The sequence below is a fragment of the Streptococcus sp. CSL10205-OR2 genome (assembly GCF_025660655.1).
In the GTDB taxonomy this organism is placed as follows: domain Bacteria; phylum Bacillota; class Bacilli; order Lactobacillales; family Streptococcaceae; genus Streptococcus.
In genome coordinates, this window is sequence record NZ_JAOTIN010000010.1 from 48,105 (window position 1) to 66,552 (window position 18,448).

12 protein-coding genes, 10 tRNA genes and 2 pseudogenes are annotated in these 18,448 nt (G+C 36.0%); all 24 read right to left on the minus strand.

Annotated features, from left to right (window positions below; all coding sequences use genetic code 11):
* Positions 1 to 20 precede the first annotated feature (20 nt).
* The 24 genes and pseudogenes from N7659_RS05910 to N7659_RS06020 all read right to left on the minus strand — a co-directional run bounded on the left by N7659_RS05910 (position 21) and on the right by N7659_RS06020 (position 18,396).
* On the minus strand, positions 21 to 902 hold the full coding sequence (locus N7659_RS05910; RefSeq protein WP_263276278.1) for an SDR family oxidoreductase: 882 nt from the start codon (positions 900 to 902) through the stop codon (positions 21 to 23).
* Between the two features lie 45 nt (positions 903 to 947).
* The gene (locus N7659_RS05915; RefSeq protein WP_263276279.1) at positions 948 to 2,669 is read right to left on the minus strand and encodes an ABC transporter ATP-binding protein; all 1,722 of its coding nucleotides are present in this window, start codon (positions 2,667 to 2,669) and stop codon (positions 948 to 950) included.
* A 344-nt stretch (positions 2,670 to 3,013) separates the two neighbouring features.
* Positions 3,014 to 3,388 carry an OsmC family protein gene (locus N7659_RS05920; RefSeq protein WP_263276280.1) on the minus strand — a complete coding sequence of 125 codons (375 nt, stop codon included), beginning with the start codon at positions 3,386 to 3,388 and terminating at the stop codon, positions 3,014 to 3,016.
* A gap of 71 nt (positions 3,389 to 3,459) precedes the next feature.
* Positions 3,460 to 4,452 (minus strand): lipoate--protein ligase, encoded by a 993-nt coding sequence (locus N7659_RS05925; protein WP_199568176.1) that lies wholly within the window; start codon positions 4,450 to 4,452, stop codon positions 3,460 to 3,462.
* An 81-nt stretch (positions 4,453 to 4,533) separates the two neighbouring features.
* A complete protein-coding gene (lpdA, locus tag N7659_RS05930) occupies positions 4,534 to 6,276 on the minus strand; it encodes a dihydrolipoyl dehydrogenase (RefSeq protein ID WP_263276281.1) in 1,743 nt (580 codons plus the stop codon).
* Positions 6,277 to 6,344: 68 nt separating this feature from the next.
* Positions 6,345 to 7,400 (minus strand): annotated as a pseudogene (locus tag N7659_RS05935) (dihydrolipoamide acetyltransferase); the annotation flags it as partial.
* Between the two features lie 83 nt (positions 7,401 to 7,483).
* A pseudogene (locus N7659_RS08225) lies at positions 7,484 to 7,739 on the minus strand (biotin/lipoyl-containing protein); the annotation flags it as partial.
* Positions 7,740 to 7,914: 175 nt separating this feature from the next.
* A complete protein-coding gene (locus N7659_RS05940; RefSeq protein WP_199568179.1) occupies positions 7,915 to 8,913 on the minus strand; it encodes an alpha-ketoacid dehydrogenase subunit beta in 999 nt (332 codons plus the stop codon).
* 24 nt (positions 8,914 to 8,937) lie between these two features.
* A complete protein-coding gene (locus tag N7659_RS05945; RefSeq protein WP_199568180.1) occupies positions 8,938 to 9,906 on the minus strand; it encodes a thiamine pyrophosphate-dependent dehydrogenase E1 component subunit alpha in 969 nt (322 codons plus the stop codon).
* A 212-nt stretch (positions 9,907 to 10,118) separates the two neighbouring features.
* Positions 10,119 to 14,504 (minus strand): PolC-type DNA polymerase III, encoded by a 4,386-nt coding sequence (locus N7659_RS05950; protein ID WP_263276283.1) that lies wholly within the window; start codon positions 14,502 to 14,504, stop codon positions 10,119 to 10,121.
* 130 nt (positions 14,505 to 14,634) lie between these two features.
* Positions 14,635 to 15,450, minus strand: a complete 816-nt coding sequence (locus N7659_RS05955) for a hypothetical protein (protein ID WP_263276284.1) — start codon at positions 15,448 to 15,450, stop codon at positions 14,635 to 14,637.
* Between the two features lie 142 nt (positions 15,451 to 15,592).
* Positions 15,593 to 15,817: a hypothetical protein gene (locus tag N7659_RS05960; RefSeq protein ID WP_263276285.1), complete on the minus strand. Its 225-nt coding sequence runs from the start codon at positions 15,815 to 15,817 to the stop codon at positions 15,593 to 15,595.
* 110 nt (positions 15,818 to 15,927) lie between these two features.
* Entirely contained in the window at positions 15,928 to 16,461 is a 534-nt protein-coding gene (locus tag N7659_RS05965; protein WP_263276286.1) for a GNAT family N-acetyltransferase, read from the minus strand.
* 126 nt (positions 16,462 to 16,587) lie between these two features.
* Positions 16,588 to 17,301, minus strand: coding sequence for a class I SAM-dependent methyltransferase (locus tag N7659_RS05970; protein ID WP_263276287.1), 714 nt, complete (start codon positions 17,299 to 17,301; stop codon positions 16,588 to 16,590).
* 234 nt (positions 17,302 to 17,535) lie between these two features.
* A tRNA-Leu gene (locus N7659_RS05975) sits at positions 17,536 to 17,619 on the minus strand.
* A 12-nt stretch (positions 17,620 to 17,631) separates the two neighbouring features.
* Positions 17,632 to 17,703, minus strand: a tRNA-Gln gene (locus N7659_RS05980).
* An 8-nt stretch (positions 17,704 to 17,711) separates the two neighbouring features.
* A tRNA-His gene (locus tag N7659_RS05985) sits at positions 17,712 to 17,784 on the minus strand.
* A gap of 10 nt (positions 17,785 to 17,794) precedes the next feature.
* Positions 17,795 to 17,865: transfer RNA gene (locus N7659_RS05990), tRNA-Trp, on the minus strand.
* 5 nt (positions 17,866 to 17,870) lie between these two features.
* A tRNA-Tyr gene (locus N7659_RS05995) sits at positions 17,871 to 17,951 on the minus strand.
* A 14-nt stretch (positions 17,952 to 17,965) separates the two neighbouring features.
* Positions 17,966 to 18,038: transfer RNA gene (locus N7659_RS06000), tRNA-Phe, on the minus strand.
* Between the two features lie 10 nt (positions 18,039 to 18,048).
* Positions 18,049 to 18,122, minus strand: a tRNA-Met gene (locus tag N7659_RS06005).
* A gap of 13 nt (positions 18,123 to 18,135) precedes the next feature.
* Positions 18,136 to 18,225: transfer RNA gene (locus N7659_RS06010), tRNA-Ser, on the minus strand.
* Positions 18,226 to 18,238: 13 nt separating this feature from the next.
* A tRNA-Glu gene (locus tag N7659_RS06015) sits at positions 18,239 to 18,310 on the minus strand.
* Positions 18,311 to 18,322: 12 nt separating this feature from the next.
* Positions 18,323 to 18,396 (minus strand) — tRNA-Ile (locus N7659_RS06020).
* Positions 18,397 to 18,448: the final 52 nt, after the last annotated feature.

Consider the following 18,448-nt stretch of genomic DNA (forward strand, 5'->3'; position numbering starts at 1 on the left):
GACAAACTGACCATCTTTTTCTAGTTGATCATCACTCGTTTTTTTATATTTTTGACTTCTTGGTTAAAAAAATCTTCTAATTTTTCCGTGCCAAATTTTGGAGCAGACATATCCATCGCCATGGTCGTCATTATAAATTCTAATGGGCCATAGATCTTTTGACCAGTAAACGTCCTAATGGCACTAAGAGTCAATCTTCTTAAAAAATCTGGTAAATGCACTATCCTGATTTTTTTGTGATACGCCTTTAATGCTAATACTGCCATTTCGTTTTGCGAAAGTAGCTCAGGACCGCCGATGGCTAATTCTTTTTCATCATTTACGATAGAATCAACGACAGCAATAGCTAAATCTTTTCCGTGAATGGGATTGAGTTTTAATGTGCCATCTCCAAACAAATACACTGTCCCGTTTTTTGCCATGTTGAGAAATTCCGCCATATCTGAGAAAAATCCATTTGGTCTGATAATCGCGTAATCTAAGCCTGAGGCTTTTAAATAATCACCTAATTTTTCTTTGGCTTCACAAATTTTTAAATGTCTCAGCTGTTCACCTTTAAAAACCGAAACATAGATAAACTTTTTGACACCACTTTTTTTAGCGTCATTGATTAGGTTTGCATTTGCCTGATAGTCAACATCCATATAGGTTAATCCATCTTTTTGACGTGTAATACCAACTGTACTAATCACGATATCAATATCCTCGCAAATACCTTTTAAATCCTCTGAACTTGTTACCTGGGCTTCAACTATTTCAAGGTTTGGCGCTACCAGGTTAACGTTATTTTTATTTCTCACAATGATTTTAGTCCGATAGCCTCTTTTTATCAGCTCCTGCATTACAAATCTTCCTAGGTAGCCTGTAGCTCCCGCTAAAAGTACTTTTTCGTTGGTCATCATTTCACACCTCCTTAATGGCTCATGAAACATGTGTTTTGACTGGAATTAATCTTCCTTCGTTTGTTGGCGTAAGTATTGCTCATAATACCAACCCTTGTTAGCAATTAAATCGGCAGGTTTTCCTGCCTCAACAATCTTACCTTCCTCTAAAACAATCACCCAATCAGCATGGTTAACAGCTGATAGCCTGTGAGTCACAATGATGGTTGTTTTTTCTTGTCTCTCTTTTTGAATATTATCAATGATAGCTTGCTCAGTTTTAGCATCAACAGCTGACAAGGAATCATCTAAGATGAGAATATCTGGATTCTTTAAGAAGGCTCTAGCAATTGAGATGCGTTGTTTTTGACCCCCTGATATCGAAACACCTTTTTCACCAATAGCAGTTTCAAGTCCTTTGGACATGCGGTTTAAATCGTCAGTAAAGGCTGCTGTCTCAATAGCTTTTAAAATATCTTCTTGACTAGCATCAGCATTTCCCACAGCAATATTGTCACCAACAGATTTTGAAAACAAAATATGCTCTTGTGGTACATAACTAATGGCATCTTCGATAGACGTTTTTTGATAGTCAACAACTGGTCTTTGATTAATATTAAAAACACCCTGCCCTACTGGGTATTGTCTTAGGAACTGACGCACAAAAGTCGTCTTCCCAGAACCTGTTTTACCAACAACACCAAGAGTTTCTCCTGCTTTAATACGTAAACTAATATCAGATAGACTTTGGTTTGAACCATTTGGGTAAGTAAACGAATAATGATCAAAGACTATCTCTTCTGGTTTTGTTAAGATAATCTTCCCGTCTTTTTCAAGTTCATCACCGGTTACTAACAATTCATTAATTTTTTCAAAAGACGTTTTACCAACTTGATAGGTTAAAATAAATTCTGCCAACATCCAAAATGGCTCAACTAAAGATGAGGCGTAGAGCTGAAGAGCAATGATTTGACCCAAGGTTAAGGTCCCATCTTGAATGCCATTTGCTCCCATCAAAAGAATAATCACCGTTGAAATCCCTAAAAAGAAGAAAAATAAGGGACCGTATGCCGATTGATAGCGTCTAACGTAATCATCTTGTCTGGCTAATTTTTGTGTGCTCGCTTGAAATTTTTTGAACAAATCTTCTTTTTTACTATAGGCTCGAATCACACGAATACCTTCAATGACTTCTAAGACTTCATCACTTAGACTGGCAATGGCATTACGATTTTTTTCAACTAGAACATCTTGTTTTTTCCCCAAAAAGTAGATACACCCTGCTAACAAGAGTAGGGGAATAATAGCAAAAAGACTAACTGACCATGAAATAAAAAACATGACAGGAATCACAAAAAGAACTGTGCCACCAGCATAAAAAACAACCATGAGACCAAAACCAACTAGTTCTTTGAGTCCTTCTGAATCGGTTGTGAAGCGCGTCATCACATCTCCAGAACGAAACTTGTCAAAAAAAGGTGTTCTCATTTTCAATAATTTTTTAAAAGCCTGTTTTTGTAGATTCAAACGAAATTCGACAGAAGATTGAAACAAGTAACGCGCCCAAATATAAGCTGTCACATAAGAAATTACAGTAACAAAGATTAAATAAATGGCATTATTAACTAATAGTTGCGAGGTGAGTTGCCCTTTTGTCATCAAATCGACAACCTGCTCAATGATTTTAGTTGGAATAACCAGACTCACATCATAAATAACAAGAGCCGTCACAATCAGCAAGTAACGCCACTTCTTTTTCATAATAAAATGATAGATTAGTTGAAACATCAAGTTTTCCTCTTTCTTTTGACCCCATCTTTTTATAGGCATCCTTTCAATCGAGTAATGACTATACGACAGCTAGCCTAGAACAGCCTAAAAAGATTATAAAAATACAAAAAGACCCATAGTAGAACAACTCCTACAATGAGCCCTTTTTTGTGTGTTAAAAACACTACATTTTCAGGTCAGAAAGGAGTTCATTTTTATCTAACATCATAGCAAGCCATAATTTGTTCATGATTCTAAACTCCTTTCCTTAAATTCGTTATTAATAGTAACATAAATATACAGAGATGTAAACCATTTTATTTTTTTTACAACATCTTTCTATGTGCCATACGACATCACACTTATTCAGCTGTTTTTAAAAGAGAAATGTCAACCTTAACGTCATCACGCAAAAGTTTTTTAACACGACAGTAGTCATCAATATAAGCTAGGATGGCTCCTGATTCTTCTTGATTATATGGATGATGAATAGCCACTGTTAAGCTGAAATGATCATCTTCATAAGAGGAAGACACTTCAATTGGTACCTCGTTTAGGTGATGGTGTTTTTTAAAATACCCTTGCACACACATGGTAATACATGACCCCAAGGCAATATTAACAAGACTCATTGGCGTTTCTCCTTGTTGTTTGACACCAAATAACTCTACAGAGTCCCCATAGCCTTCTGATTTAACATGAAAAAGACGATCACCAATAATTTTTGTTTGATACATATTAAACTCCTTTGATAGATAATTTATAAACAAAACAGGAGAAGACTATATCTTCTCCTGTTAAAGACTTATTAAGCCACGATAGCTTTTGCGACTTCTTCTACTGTCATACGTGAGAAATAAGCAGTTGTATCGATGGTTTTTAATTTTTCAAGAACTGCAGGGTATTCATAAGGAACACCAACTAACAATTCTTCAATTTCACTAACATCTTTAATTCCAAAGAAGTCACCGTAAATTTTAATCGATTTAATGATTGACTTGTCAACATTGGCATAAGTAGTAATCTTACCAGCTGGATAGCGAACATTACGAGAAATGGTATATTCTGGTGCTTTACCATACGTCCAATCCCATGTGCCAAAAGTTTCTTCTGCTGACTTTTTAATATGAGCCAATTCTTCATCTGATAAAACATATTCTGTCATATCAGGATGTGTTTTTTTCATTTGCTCTAAGAGGGCATCTTTAAATTCAGTAACAGTGATTTTTTTAGGTAATTCACTTAAAATGTTAGTCACACGTGCACGCACTGATTTGATCCCTTTTGACTCAATTTTATCCTTGCTCACTTTGAGGGCACTTGCTAAAACTGATAAATCAACATCAAAAAGTAAAGCACCATGGTGCATCATACGTCCCTTGTAGTATGCTTGAGCGTTACCACCGAATTTTTTACCATTAATTTCCAAGTCATTACGACCTGTAAACTCAGCTTTAACACCCATATCTGCTAATGTTTCGATAACTGGAGCTGAGAACTTTTTGAAATCAAAAGCGCCTTCTTCTCCTGATTTTGAAGAAATGATGGTGTAGTTAAGATTATTTAAATCATGATAAACAGCCCCACCACCTGACAGACGACGAACCACTTTGATACCATGCTCATCGGTATATTCTTTATTAATTTCTTCAATGGCATTTTGGTGTCTACCAATAATAATAGCTGGTTCATTGATCCAGAGAATAAAAATTTCATCCTCATCCATTAATTCTCTAAAAGCATAGGCTTCTAAGGCAATATTAAAAGCTGGGTCATTGCTATTGTTGACAATATATTTCATTTGTAACTCCTTACCTTATGATAATGATAGAACTAAGAAAAGACAAATCTTAGACAACCTAAGATTTATCTTTTACAGTATTTATTTACGTCTTGGTGGGTTATGAATAGCTTCACCTAAAACATCCATGAAGGCTTCATACATCACTTCTGAGAAAGTAGGATGTCCATGAATAGAAAGCGCTACTTCATCAACTGTTAATTCAGATTCCATGATGGTTGATGCTTCATTGATCATTTCAGCTGCAGATGGTCCAACAATGTGAACACCCAAGATTTCATGATATTTAGCATCAGCTATTACTTTAACAAAACCATGGTCTTCATTTGAAGCAATCGCACGTCCATTTCCAGTAAAGCTGTTTCTACCAATTAAGATATCGCCATATTGTTCACGCGCTTGCTCTTCTGTTAAACCACAGATAGCTACTTCTGGATGTGTATAAACAGCTGCAGGTGTGTAAGCAAGGTTCGCTTTACGAGTGTTACCACGCATTGCATTTTCAGCAGCTACTTCACCCATACGGTAAGCAGCATGTGCCAACATTTTTTGACCATTCACATCACCTGGTGCATAGATACCTGGAATAGATGTTTCTTGATATTCATTAACTTTAATACGGCCTCTATCTAACTCAAGGTTAAGATCTTCAAGTCCATTTAATTGTGGTACACGTCCAATTGAAAGAAGGGCTTTGTCAACAACAACTTCTTGGCCACTTACTTTAAGGGTCAATTGATTATTAGCTTCAACAATTTCTTCCAATGATACTGACGTCATGAATTTCATACCTTTCTTAGAAAGGATTTTTTGTAATTCAAGAGAAATTTCACGATCCATAGCAGGAATGATACGGTCAGCCATTTCAACAACAGTGACTTCTGTTCCATATGATGCAAAGACTAATCCAAGCTCAACTCCGACAACACCACCACCAATAACGGCTAATGATTTTGGAATTTCACGAAGATCAAGAATATCATCAGATGTTAACACATGTTTAGAATCAATTCCTGGGATATTAATACGAGAAACTTTTGAACCAGTTGCCAAGATGATGTTGCGACCTTTGATGGTTTGGCTACCAATCACAACAGTCTTATCTGGGTTAACTTTAGCTAAACCATTAAACATAGTCACTTTATTAGCTTTTAACAAGCCACCAACACCACTTGTTAATTTCTTAACCACTGAGTTTTTAAAGTCAACGGTTTTATCCATATCAATGGTGTAGTTTGTTGATGCTAGGTTGATACCACGGCCAGCAGCAATTTTCAAACCTTCTAAGATTTCAGCATTTTTAAGATAAGTTTTTGTTGGGATACATCCTTTGTTTAAGCAGGTACCACCAAATTCTGATTTTTCAACAATAGCGATTTTACCACCAAGTTGAGCACCACGAATAGCAGCATAATATCCTGCAGGTCCACCACCAACAACAACAATATCATACTCATCATCTGCTAATGCAGTTTTTGGTGCTTGTGCTACTTCTTGAGCAGGGGCTTTAGGAACCTCTAGACCAGCAGCTTCAAGTTCTTTGGTTGCTTCTTTAACAGTTGCTGCCCCAGCATCAACAGTTTCACCAGCTTCACCCAAGTAAGCAATGACTTCTGTGACAGGAACAGTTGCACCATCTCCGTGAACAATCTTAATTAAAACGCCTGAATCTTCCGCTTCAATTTCCATATTTGTTTTATCAGACATGATTTCTAGAAGGATGTCACCTTCTTTGACTTCATCACCTTCTTGTTTTTTCCACTCGAGGATTTCACCTTCTTGCATATCAACACCGAGTTTGGGCATGATCACTTCAATTGCCATTATTATCTCCTTTTTATTTCAATAATTAAATAGTGATTTATTATCTATTTTATGAAAACCTGATGTCATCAAATCAATAATTCAAATGGGTTTTCAATAAGGTTCTTAAGATCAACCATGAATTTAGCACCATTCATACCATCAACAAGACGGTGGTCAATCGTTAAACTCAACGCCATGATTGGACGAACAACAACTTCGCCATCAACAACTACAGGTGTTGGAACGGTTGCTGAAATTCCTAAGATAGCTGAGTTTGGTTGATTGATAATTGGGTTAAATGATTTAGTTCCAAACATTCCAAGGTTAGTAATTGAGAATGTAGAGCCTGACATTTCAGCCGCTTTCAATTTACCAGACTGTGCTTTTTTAATCACATCTTTTGAAGCGATAACAAAATCAGAAATTGTCATCTTATCTGCACCTTTAACAACTGGTACAATAAGTCCACCATCTAATCCTACCGCAATTCCTAGGTTAACAAAACGATGGAGTTCAATCTCAGTAGCATCATTAATAAGTGAAGCATTGAGATAACTATGTTCAGGTTTCATCAATGTTTTAACAACAGCCATACCAAGCAGGTCAGTAAAGGTTACTTTATTACCTGTCTTAGCCATGATTGGATCGATTAACTTCTTACGAAGTGCCATCATTTCTGTCATATCAACATCATAGTTAAGCGTAAAGGTTGGTGCAGTAAGGTAAGAATGCGTCATACCTTTAGAAATAGCCTTACGCATTGCAGTCATCTTAATCACTTCAACGCCTTCTGGCAATTCTTTCACAGGTTCTTCAACTGGTTTAGTTGCTTGTGCTGCTTCAGTTGTTGCTTTAGAAGCATTAAGAACAGCCATGATGTCTTCTTTCATAATCTTACCATTGTATCCAGTTCCGGTAATGGTAGATAAGTCAAGACCTTTATCTTCAGCAATTTTCTTAGCAAGAGGTGTTGCTTTAGGTTGAGCACCTTGGAAGTTTTCAACATCATCCTTGTGCACACGACCAAATGGTCCTGTACCAGGGACTTGTCCTAAATCAATACCTAACTCTTTAGCTGCTTTGCGGGCTGCTGGAGTTGCTCTCACTTTTCCTTTGTTACCTTGAGGAGCAGAAACAGCTGCTTGAGGAGCTGCTTGAACAGGTATTTCTGGTGCTTTTGCAACTTCTTGCGGAGCTTCTTTAGACTCAGTTGAAGGAGCAGAAAGATTGTCAACAGATTCGCCTTCTGCACCAAGATAACCGATAACTTCAGTAACTGGAACAGTCTCACCATTGCCACGGACAATTTTTAATAAGATACCAGAATCTTCTGCCTCAAGCTCCATATTTGTTTTATCTGACATGATTTCAAGAAGAATATCTCCCTCATTAACCATATCACCTTCTTGTTTTTTCCACTCGAGGATTTCGCCTTCTTGCATATCAACCCCGAGTTTGGGCATTATAATTTCGACAGCCATAAAATTCCTTTCAAATAAAATATAAACGTAGAAAAGAGATGGTGTTGCCATCATCTTTTCTCTCTATTCTTATATCATTATTGTTAACTAAGCAACTAACAGTCATTAGAAAACAACAATTCGTTTATGAGAGTGTGATTAAATTTTCTATAATAACGAGTATGAAAATCTTAAATTACAATCCCTTATTAACCATTTTATAAATAGCTGCTTTAATTTTTTCAACATCTGGAAGTATTGCCTGTTCAAGAACACGCGCATAAGGAACAGGAACATCTTCACTTGCCAAACGTACAATTGGATGATCAAGATAATCAAAAGCTTCACTTTCTGTTATAACGGTTGCAATTTCTCCGATAAAGCCACCTGTTTTATAAGCATCATTAACAAGCATTAATTTACCTGTCTTTTTAACAGAGTCAATAATGAGTTCTTTATCAAGTGGAATAAGTGTTCTTGGGTCAACTACTTCAACGTTGATACCATCTTCAGCTACTTCTTCAGCAGCTTTTAGAACTCTCTCTAACATACGACCGTAAGAAACAATGGTTAAATCTTTACCCTCACGTTTAATCTCACCTTTACCAAGTGGAATATAAAAATCAGGGTCCAAGCTAACTTCTTCTTTTTTACCATAAAGCGCTTTAGGTTCCATGAAAAGAACCATATTATTGTCTCTAATCGCAGATTTTAATAGGCCTTTAGCATCATTAGCATTTCCTGGTGCAACTACCTTAATCCCTGGGATATGAGTTAACCAAGCCTCAAGAGATTGTGAGTGTTGAGCAGCTGATCCAATACCAGAACCTGAAGCCACTCTAAAGGTTACAGGTGTTTTAAGCCCACCACCAAACATGTAGTTGTTTTTAGCACCATTGTTAACAATAGCATCCATAGCGATTGTCAAGAAATCCATGAAGGTTAAGTCAACAATAGGACGTAAGCCTGTGATTGCGGCACCAACTGCTGAACCTGCAATTGCAGCTTCAGAAATTGGAGTGTCTCTGACACGTTTTTCACCAAATTCTTCATACATTCCTACAGAAGTTCCAAAGTCGCCTCCATAAATACCGACATCTTCACCCATTAAGAAAATAGTGTCATCTTTACGCATTTCCTCAGTCATTGCAAGGTTAACTGCTTCACGTAAAGCCATTACTTTAGTTTCAGTCATTATTAATTTCTCCTCTTCCTTTCCTTAGTCTACCCAAACATCTTCAAAAGCTACAGAAAGTTCTGGATCTGGGCTATTTTGTGCAAACTCATAAGCTGCATCAACTTCTTTAACCACATCAGCATCAATACTATCAAGTTTTTTAGCTGTAGCAATTTTCTTTTTGATTAGGAAGTCACGGTATTTAAGAAGGGGATCTTTTTTCTTCCACTCATTAACTTCTTCTTTTGAACGGTATGCTCCAGCATCAGCTGTTGAGTGTCCGAACCAACGGTATGAAACAACTTCAACAATCGCTGGGCCATTGCCACCACGAACATGCTTCACTGCTTTTTCCATTGTTTCATAAACAGCCATAACATCGTTACCATCTTCTACATAGTAACCTGGGATACCATAAGCTTCAGCACGTGTATATAGGTGAGGTGTGTTGGTTGCTTTTTTGATATTCATAGAAATACCATAACCGTTATTGATAATAAAGAAAATAACCGGTAATTTCCATGTTGCTGCCATATTTACTGACTCATGAAATGAACCTTCATTTGTCGCACCATCACCAGAATAAGCAACAACAATATTGTCAGTTCCGTTGTATTGTTGTGTCAATGCTGCACCAACTGCTAAAGCATAACCACCACCAACAATACCATTGGTACCATAGTTTCCTTTTTCAAAATCAGCCAAGTGCATTGAGCCTCCGCGACCCTTAGACACACCAGTTACTTTACCTGCTAATTCAGCCATCATACCATTCAAATCCATATCCTTAGCAATAGATTGTCCATGACCACGGTGATTTGAAAAAATAATATCATCATAAGAAAGGTGAGCAACACTACCAACACTAGCTGCTTCTTCACCAACAGAAAAGTGAGTCATCCCTTGTACAAAGCCACGACGCACTAACTTATTTATACGCATATCAAATTCTCTGATGCGTTGCATTTTCAAATACATTTCCAAATATTTTTCTTTAGAAAGTTTAACCATATTTTCCTCCACTAAATCGTTTTACATCCTCCATCATATAATAAAACTTCACAAAGTGCAAGTTTTTTAACCGCTTTCCTACACTTATTTGCAAGAGTTTTCTGTAAACTTAATTATATTTTTCACAAGGTTTTTCTTGTTTCTTCAAGATAGTTTAATGCTCATTTTAAAACCCCTTTCCAACAATTTTGGTCAGGGGTTTTGAGTAGAAACTAAAATAGATCATCAAATAAACTGAGCTGATTATCTTCAGGTAAGGGACCAAGAATTCCCATCTCATCTAATTTTTCAACTAACGTTGTTGATAAACCACCACGTTTACGCAACTCTGTTTTAGATAAGAATTCTCCTTCTGAACGTGCTTTAACCACTTGTTTTGCAACGTTTTCTCCCAAACCATCCATAGCAATAAATGGTGGAATAAGAGTATCTCCCTCAATTAAAAATTCATGTGAATCACTCTTATAAAGATCCAGTTGACCAAACTTAAAGCCACGTTCCAACATCTCATTGACAATTTCTAAAGTGGTGTATAAATCTTCTTCGACCTTACTGGCTTCGTTGTTTTTACGTTTTTGAGTAATTTCAGCCATTCTAGCTTTGACAGCTTCAAGACCACCACTCATAGTTTTCAAATCAAAAGCCTTAGCACGAATAGAAAAATAAGCACTATAGTAATAAAGAGGGTGGTGAACTTTGAAATAAGCTACTCGTAGAGCCATCAAAACATAGGCCGCAGCATGGGCTTTAGGGAACATGTATTTGATTTTACCACAAGACTCAATGTACCAATCTGGTACCTTGTTTTCTCTCATGGCTTTAATATAAGCTTCTCTTTCTTCTTCCGAAATCTTTAACCAGAGTCCTTTACGAACCCGCTCCATAATATTAAAAGCCATTTTAGGTTCTAAACCGGCATGCATCAAATAAACCATGATGTCGTCACGACAACCAATAACCGTTGATAAGTCGGCAATACCTGCCTTGATTAAATCTTGGGCATTTCCTAACCAAACATCCGTTCCGTGTGATAGCCCTGATAATTGCAATAATTCAGCAAAAGTTGTTGGATGCGTTTCATCCACCATACCTCGAACAAAATTGGTACCAAATTCTGGAATACCAAGCATACCTGTTGACGTACCAATTTGCTCAGGCGTCACACCAAGTACTTCTGTTCCAGAAAACAACTTCATCACATCAGGATCATCGGCTGGAATCTCTTTTGGATCAATACCAGATAAATCTTGTAGTTTACGAATCATTGTAGGGTCATCATGACCAAGAATATCAAGTTTCAAAACATTTTCATCAATATCATGGAAGTTAAAGTGAGTCGTTTTCCAACCTGCTGTTAAATCATCAGCTGGGTATTGAACAGGTGTAAAATCATAGACATCCATATAACTTGGGATAACAACAATACCACCAGGGTGTTGACCAGTTGTTCTTTTAACACCCGTCGTCCCCATAGCTAAGCGATCAACCTCGGCATCACGGTAAAATTTGCCATAATCACTTTCATAACCCTTAACAAAACCATAAGCTGTTCGATCGGCAACGGTACCTACTGTTCCTGCTCTAAAGGCATAATCCTCACCAAAAATATCACGAACATCTAAGTGGGCGCTGGCTTGGTCATCACCAGAAAAATTCAAATCAATATCAGGTACTTTATCCCCATCAAAACCAAGGAAAGTTTCAAAAGGAATGTCTTGACCATCCTTACGATACTTTTTACCACACTGAGGACAATCTTTTTCAGGTAAATCATAACCCGAACCAACAGAACCATCTGTGATAAATTCGGAATGTTGACAACTTGGACAAAGATAATGAGGAGGCATAGGGTTAACTTCTGTGATACCAATCATTGTAGCAACAAAACTAGAGCCGACAGAACCACGACTACCAACCAAATACCCACGATCATTGGAGCGTTGCACTAGCATTTGTGAACTGAGGTAAATCACCGCAAAGCCATTTCCCAAAATAGAGGTCAATTCTTTTTCAATCCGCAAGTCAATAATATCTGGCAAGGGATTCCCGTATAACTCAAAAGCCTTCTCATAGGTAAGTCTTGCCACCTCTTCTTCGGCTCCTTCGATGAAAGGCGTGTAGAGGTCACTTTTAACCACTTCAACTGCTTCAAAGCGCTCAACCATGGCATTTGGATTTTTCACAACGATATCGTAAGCTAATTCTTCGCCTAGAAAAGCAAACTCCTCTAGCATCTCATCAGTTGTTCTAAAATGTGCCTTTGGTAGCGGCGCTGGTTGCGCGTCTTCGCCTCGACCAATTGGACGATTGATCATGGCTCCCTGACCTTGACTACGTACAATAATTTCACGATAAATCTCATCTTCTGGATCTAAATAATGGACATCTCCAGTTGCTAAAACCGGCTTATCAAGACGTTTAGCCACATCAATTAACTCTTTAATAATCGTTTCAATGCCTGCTTGATCGGCGATCAATTCTCTAGCGATTAGAGGTCGATATAGCTCTGGAGGCATAACTTCGATAAAGTCATAGTAACGAGCTTTTTCAACAGCCTTTTCAACACCTTCTGATAAGACAGCATCAAAAACTTCACCTTCTTCACCTCCAGTTCCTAGTAGTAGCCCTTCTCTATGCTCATCAAGAACTGTTCTTGGAATACGAGGAACACCCTCAAAATAGACAACATTTGACAGACTAACAATTTTGAACAAATTTTTTAAACCTGTTTGATTTTGGACATAAATCGTGACTTGTTTAGTCTTTGCTTTTTTATATGAGTCTTTTAAAATCGCTTTTTTATTTAAGTCAAGAAGATTAGTAATTTGCAATTTTTCTTTGGCTTCTTTTAGGAAAATAAATAAGAGACGACCAGTTGCTTCTGCATCATAATTAGCCATATGATGATGTTCTAAAGACACTTGGAAACGTTTGGTCAAAGGCCCTAAACCATGACGTTTATAATCTGGGTATAGGTTTCTAGAAAATTCTAACGTGTCAATGACCGGCTGAGTGATTGGAGACAATCCATTTCGCTCATAATTAGCATTCATAAACCCAACGTCAAAAGTGGCATTGTGAGCCACAAGAACAGTGTCTTGACAAAAAGCTTGAAACTCTTGTAAGACCTGTAATAAAGGTTTCGCCCCTTGTAGATGTTGGTTGGTAATCCCTGTTAATTCAGTTGTAAATGGGCTAAGCTGATAACCTGGATTAATAAATTCATCAAACTGTTCAATGATATTTCCCTTATACATCTTTGAGGCTGCAATTTGAATCAAATCATTGTTTATTGCAGACAGACCCGTTGTTTCGACGTCAAAAACAACATAAGTGGCCTCATTAAGCGCTAAATCAATTTCATTATAGGTAATAGGAACCTTATCTTCTACTAGATTAGCTTCAAGTCCAAAAATGACCTTGATATTATTTTTTCTACCCGCATGATAACCATGTGGAAAACTTTGAACATTGCCATGGTCGGTAATGGCAATAGCATTATGTCCCCATTTAGCTGCTCTAGCAATTAAATCTTCAACCGTAGGCAGTGCATCCATGGTCGACATATTGGTATGCGCATGAAATTCTACCCGTTTTTGTCCTTCAGGCATTTTGTCTTGACGTTCTTCATGATCAATGGCTTTAACATCCTGAACGTTCATTGTTAGAGATTTAGTGAATTGATTATTCTCAATATTTCCTCGAACACGTAACCAAGATCCTTTAGCAATCACATCATATTTTTTCAAATCTTCCTCGTCTTTAGCCCATTTTTGCATGGCAAAACTAGAAGTATAATCCGTCATTTTAAAGTTGATAATATAGCGACCAGTTCGTGTTTTTTTCTTTTCTACAGCGAAAACAAGACCCTCAAAAACAATCCTATTTTCTTCTTCAAACACATCAATCATAGGTGTGATTTCAGCCTTAGCAAAACTAGCTTGTCTCATTGTTGTTCGCTCTTGATAAGAAGTATTTGTTGTTTCAGGTTGCGGTTGTAAGGCTTCTAAAGATTTTTGAGCCTCGATTGCTTCTTTAGTCGCTGTTTCAATTAATTGATTTTTACCAGATTCAAATTCTTCAACAATGGTCTTTGTCAACTCATCGCTTGAGACAATATCAAAAGAAATTTTGCCAAATCCAAAAGCCTCAAATTGTTTTTCCAGATTAGGTAAATGATTCTTGCGAAAATGCTCATTATTTAAAAAATGAGGTGCTTTAATAAAGATGGTGTCATCCTCATAATAAACCTCCAAATGAGAAAAAGAACTCTTAAAACTCATACTCTGACAAAGCTCTGAATCAAAGGCCTCTTGATAATAATCCTTAAGCAGTTCATCGGTCACTTCCACATTTTTAACAGATAGAAAAAGACTCGCTTTAATATTTAAAGATGCGAAAGTTGTAACCAACGAATGTCTTAAAACTCGGTAGACTGAAATGGGTAACAATTGATCAAAAGAAAAATAAAACTCCCAAGTTCTTTTTTGAGCATTCACTAAAACACGTTCAATGTCAGCATCAGAAAAAACTGCTGATTCTTTCAAATCATCAGGAATAGCTATTTGATTTAGTAATTGCTTGAATAAATCCGTCATGATTACTCCTTGTTAAATCGTACTTCTATTTTACCACAATTGTAAGGAAGATACGATGACCAAAAATAACAAAAAGATAAGCAACCAAATGCCTATCTTTTAAATCAATAATTTTTAAGCAACGTATTAATTACTTAACGCTATAACTATCTACGATTAATTCCATTGTTGAAAATTCTTTGTCTGTTATAAATGATAATTTTCTTTTTTCAGAAATTATCCAGTTATTCTCAGAAATACTCTCAGTATCAACAACAATACCCTCTTCATCTTTCAGTTTTATTTCAACATATAGATAATCAAAGCTTAAATTTGTTGTGTTTTCAATAATGGCATCGAATGTAGAAAAATATTCATCAGATTCTCCTTCATTCTTTTGAAAATTGAAATTATTAACAAAAATTCGTGTGGTTTCGTCATTATTAGATTCACTAACCACTTTTTTACCACGGGCCAAAGCCTCTGCTAGTCCTTTTTTAACTTCTTGATTAGTAACATCTAGCTTTATAATTTCATTTATTTGACTCAAAACCTCCGTACGCTTATCTAACCCTTCATCCCAAGTAGAATAAAATGATAATGAACCATCGTATGTATCGGCAAGTTCTAAATCGTCTCTTAATAAATTAATATATTTAATGGCTAATTCTTTTAATTTACCATCTTCAAATTTTAAATCTTCATATTCTTTTATTTCATCCAACTCTAATAAAATTGTTCTTTTGAGCTCCTCAGCAGTAACATCACCATTGCTATCATTAATTTTTTTAACTTCAATCCATCTATTGGAATATCCTTTCTCTAAGGACATAATAAAGTCTTTATCATAATACTTAATATTTTCATTATCTTCTATATTTGATTTATTTTCACTATCTTTTATCTCACAACCACTTAAAGTTAATAATATAAATAAACTTAAAAAAGAAATTATTATTTTTTTCATATTTATACCCCCAAAATACATTATATAATTAATTAAAAAAGTTTGCAATACCAAATTATTTGAATTCTATTTTATCATATTTTAATAAATAATTATTAAAATATTTTTTTCTTTAACGAATCTGACGTTATTAAATAATCTTTTATTTTTTAATCGCATAGGACAAGGGTGATATTTTTAATAAATAATCATTATTTCCTCTAATCTGATACTTTTTTTCATCCGAAAAACCTTTATCAATAAAAATTTTACTCTTATAGTCTAAATCATCAAATAAAAGCATCATACTCCTTCTTATAGCAACAATCCCCAACACACTCAATAAGGCTAAAATGATAAACACTGCCAAAACCTTTATAAAAAACAAGAATCTATGCAAAAATACTCAAGAGTTAACTATCTTGTATTAAAGTTTTAACACCATTTTAAACTCTTTATCCACAATATCTATCTATTTTCAATTAAAAAAATATTAATTTAATAGCTAATTTTATTCTTTTGATAACCTAAAATACTAAAAATTTGGTTTGAATTTTTGAACTTAAATTGTTCAAGTAAGACACGAAAACCATGATGTTTGTAAAATGCAATAACAGGCTCATTATGAAATGCCATAGTGCTTAAAAGTAGATTATCTTGTGAAACATTAGCAATTAATGCATTTAAAAGTTGACCACCAACTCCTTGTCCCTGAGTATCTTGTTTGACAAAAAGTTCATTCACCTCAAACGTTGATGCATACCAATCATAATCATCACTTAAATAAGGATTGACTTGCTTTGCCCAATAATTGTCCTTCAAATAATCATAACCAAAGACGGCACCAAGAAGTTGATTATCATCTGAAAAATAAGCAATGACGATTGGATTCTTTTTATTATTAATACTTTTCTTAATTCGCCAAACAAGTAATGCCTTAGCCTCGTCATCAACTTGAAAAACCTCTTGGTAAAGATTAGAAACATTATCAATAATACTTAATATTTCCTCATTCTTAAACATTTTAATCATAAAAACACCTCCGTTTTTAACTAATATTATAATCACCCATTTATTATAAGAACAAGAAATATCTTATATTTTTAATAATACAATACATCATGCTTACTAGAAAAATGTGATTTTAAAATGATGCTTTTATTTCTTTACTAACCAAAGATGTTGTAGAAAGCTAATATCTTTATAGGGATGTAACTCACTTACTGCTAATTCTATCTTTTTCATCTCTTGCAACCAATTTTCCTTTGACTTAAATTCATTAGGTTGTAAACTATAGAAAGTTCTAATTCCTTGGTATTTTTCAAGTGTCATTTGAGTCATATCGACTAAGTCTTCAATGCTATATAAGTTTCCTTTTGAAAAGGAGACACTTTCAAAACTTTCATTATTTAGAAGACCTAAAGCCATCTCAATATTATTTGAAAAAACAACACTTTGAATGAGTTTCCCAACTTGATTATGTTTAATAATAGACAGCTTTCCATCAGTTTTTAAAATCCTTTTAAATTGTTCTAAATAAAATGGTCGTTCTTCTACTATGACATACTCTAATACGTTGTGGCATAACACTATATCAAAAAACTCATCATCAAAAGTTTCTAATTGTTCAACACTACCGAGAATCTTTTTGTAAGAATGGTTTTGATTGGCAAACAACATTTCTTCATTTGGTTCTATAGCAATAACATCATTATCATCTGCTAAAAATTCACTAACCAACCCAAAACCAGAGCCAAAGTCAAGGATCTTTTTGTTCTTAATATGACTCAATTGTTCAAATGTTATTTCGTATTGGATCTTACCCCATGGCTGTTCCAACATTTTCCTATAATTTTCTATGTTGATTGTCATAATACTCCTTTATAAAATCATGACTCAATGTGATATCAATTAAATTAATAATAGAAATCACAAAATAATTCATTTTTACGTACAGAAATAGAAAGCTTGCTATCTTAACATGCTATCATCACAATTCTCCAGAATAATTTAAATAATTAAAAAAATTATAACATAAAATCAATCTGAAAACTGCTTAAAAAGGCAACAAAAAACAAGGCATATAAACCTTGTCTTTATTAGTTATACCGGCGGCCGGGGTCGAACCGGCACGTCCGTGAGGACACTGGATTTTGAGTCCAGCGCGTCTGCCAATTCCGCCACGCCGGCAAAGAGTTCTAACTGGGGTAGCTGGATTCGAACCAACGCATGAGGGAGTCAAAGTCCCTTGCCTTACCGCTTGGCTATACCCCAAAAAAATAGGCGAGTGATGGGAATCGAACCCACGAATGCCAGAGCCACAATCTGGTGTGTTAACCACTTCACCACACCCGCCATATTCTAACACGGGCAGTAGGAATCGAACCCACACTGAAGGTTTTGGAGACCTTAGTTCTACCTTTAAACTATGCCCGTTATGATGGAAAGAGAGGGATTCGAACCCCCGAACCCGAAGGAGCGGATTTACAGTCCGCCGCGTTTAGCCTCTTCGCTATCTTTCCATTTTTATATTACATGGCGCGAGACGGAATCGAACCGCCGACACATGGAGCTTCAATCCATTGCTCTACCAACTGAGCTACCGAGCCGTTTTCTCTATTGCGGGAGCAGGATTTGAACCTACGACCTTCGGGTTATGAGCCCGACGAGCTACCGAACTGCTCCATCCCGCGTTAACAATATATAAGGAGGATGTGGGATTCGAACCCACGCACGCTTTTACACGCCTGACGGTTTTCAAGACCGTTCCCTTCAGCCGGACTTGGGTAATCCTCCAAAAATTATAAAATAGTCCGTACGGGATTCGAACCCGTGTTACCGCCGTGAAAAGGCGGTGTCTTAACCCCTTGACCAACGGACCATCATTTATAAATGGGCACGAGTGGACTCGAACCACCGACCTCACGCTTATCAGGCGTGCGCTCTAACCACCTGAGCTACGCGCCCAAGCAAAAGTTACTGCTTGGTTTACCCTAAAGTAAAGCGGGTGACGAGAATC

Excerpts from the sequence above, each read along its gene's own strand:
- N7659_RS05955 (WP_263276284.1), bottom strand. The coding sequence starts at position 15,450 with ATGAAAAAAATAATAATTTCTTTTTTAAGTTTATTTATATTATTAACT.
- N7659_RS05915 (WP_263276279.1), bottom strand. The coding sequence starts at position 2,669 with ATGTTTCAACTAATCTATCATTTTATTATGAAAAAGAAGTGGCGTTAC.
- N7659_RS05920 (WP_263276280.1), bottom strand. The coding sequence starts at position 3,388 with ATGTATCAAACAAAAATTATTGGTGATCGTCTTTTTCATGTTAAATCA.
- N7659_RS05910 (WP_263276278.1), bottom strand. The coding sequence starts at position 902 with ATGATGACCAACGAAAAAGTACTTTTAGCGGGAGCTACAGGCTACCTA.
- N7659_RS05925 (WP_199568176.1), bottom strand. The coding sequence starts at position 4,452 with ATGAAATATATTGTCAACAATAGCAATGACCCAGCTTTTAATATTGCC.
- lpdA (WP_263276281.1), bottom strand. The coding sequence starts at position 6,276 with ATGGCAATTGAAGTGATCATGCCCAAACTCGGTGTTGATATGCAAGAA.
- N7659_RS05970 (WP_263276287.1), bottom strand. The coding sequence starts at position 17,301 with ATGACAATCAACATAGAAAATTATAGGAAAATGTTGGAACAGCCATGG.
- N7659_RS05965 (WP_263276286.1), bottom strand. The coding sequence starts at position 16,461 with ATGATTAAAATGTTTAAGAATGAGGAAATATTAAGTATTATTGATAAT.
- N7659_RS05940 (WP_199568179.1), bottom strand. The coding sequence starts at position 8,913 with ATGACTGAAACTAAAGTAATGGCTTTACGTGAAGCAGTTAACCTTGCA.
- N7659_RS05950 (WP_263276283.1), bottom strand. The coding sequence starts at position 14,504 with ATGACGGATTTATTCAAGCAATTACTAAATCAAATAGCTATTCCTGAT.
- N7659_RS05945 (WP_199568180.1), bottom strand. The coding sequence starts at position 9,906 with ATGGTTAAACTTTCTAAAGAAAAATATTTGGAAATGTATTTGAAAATG.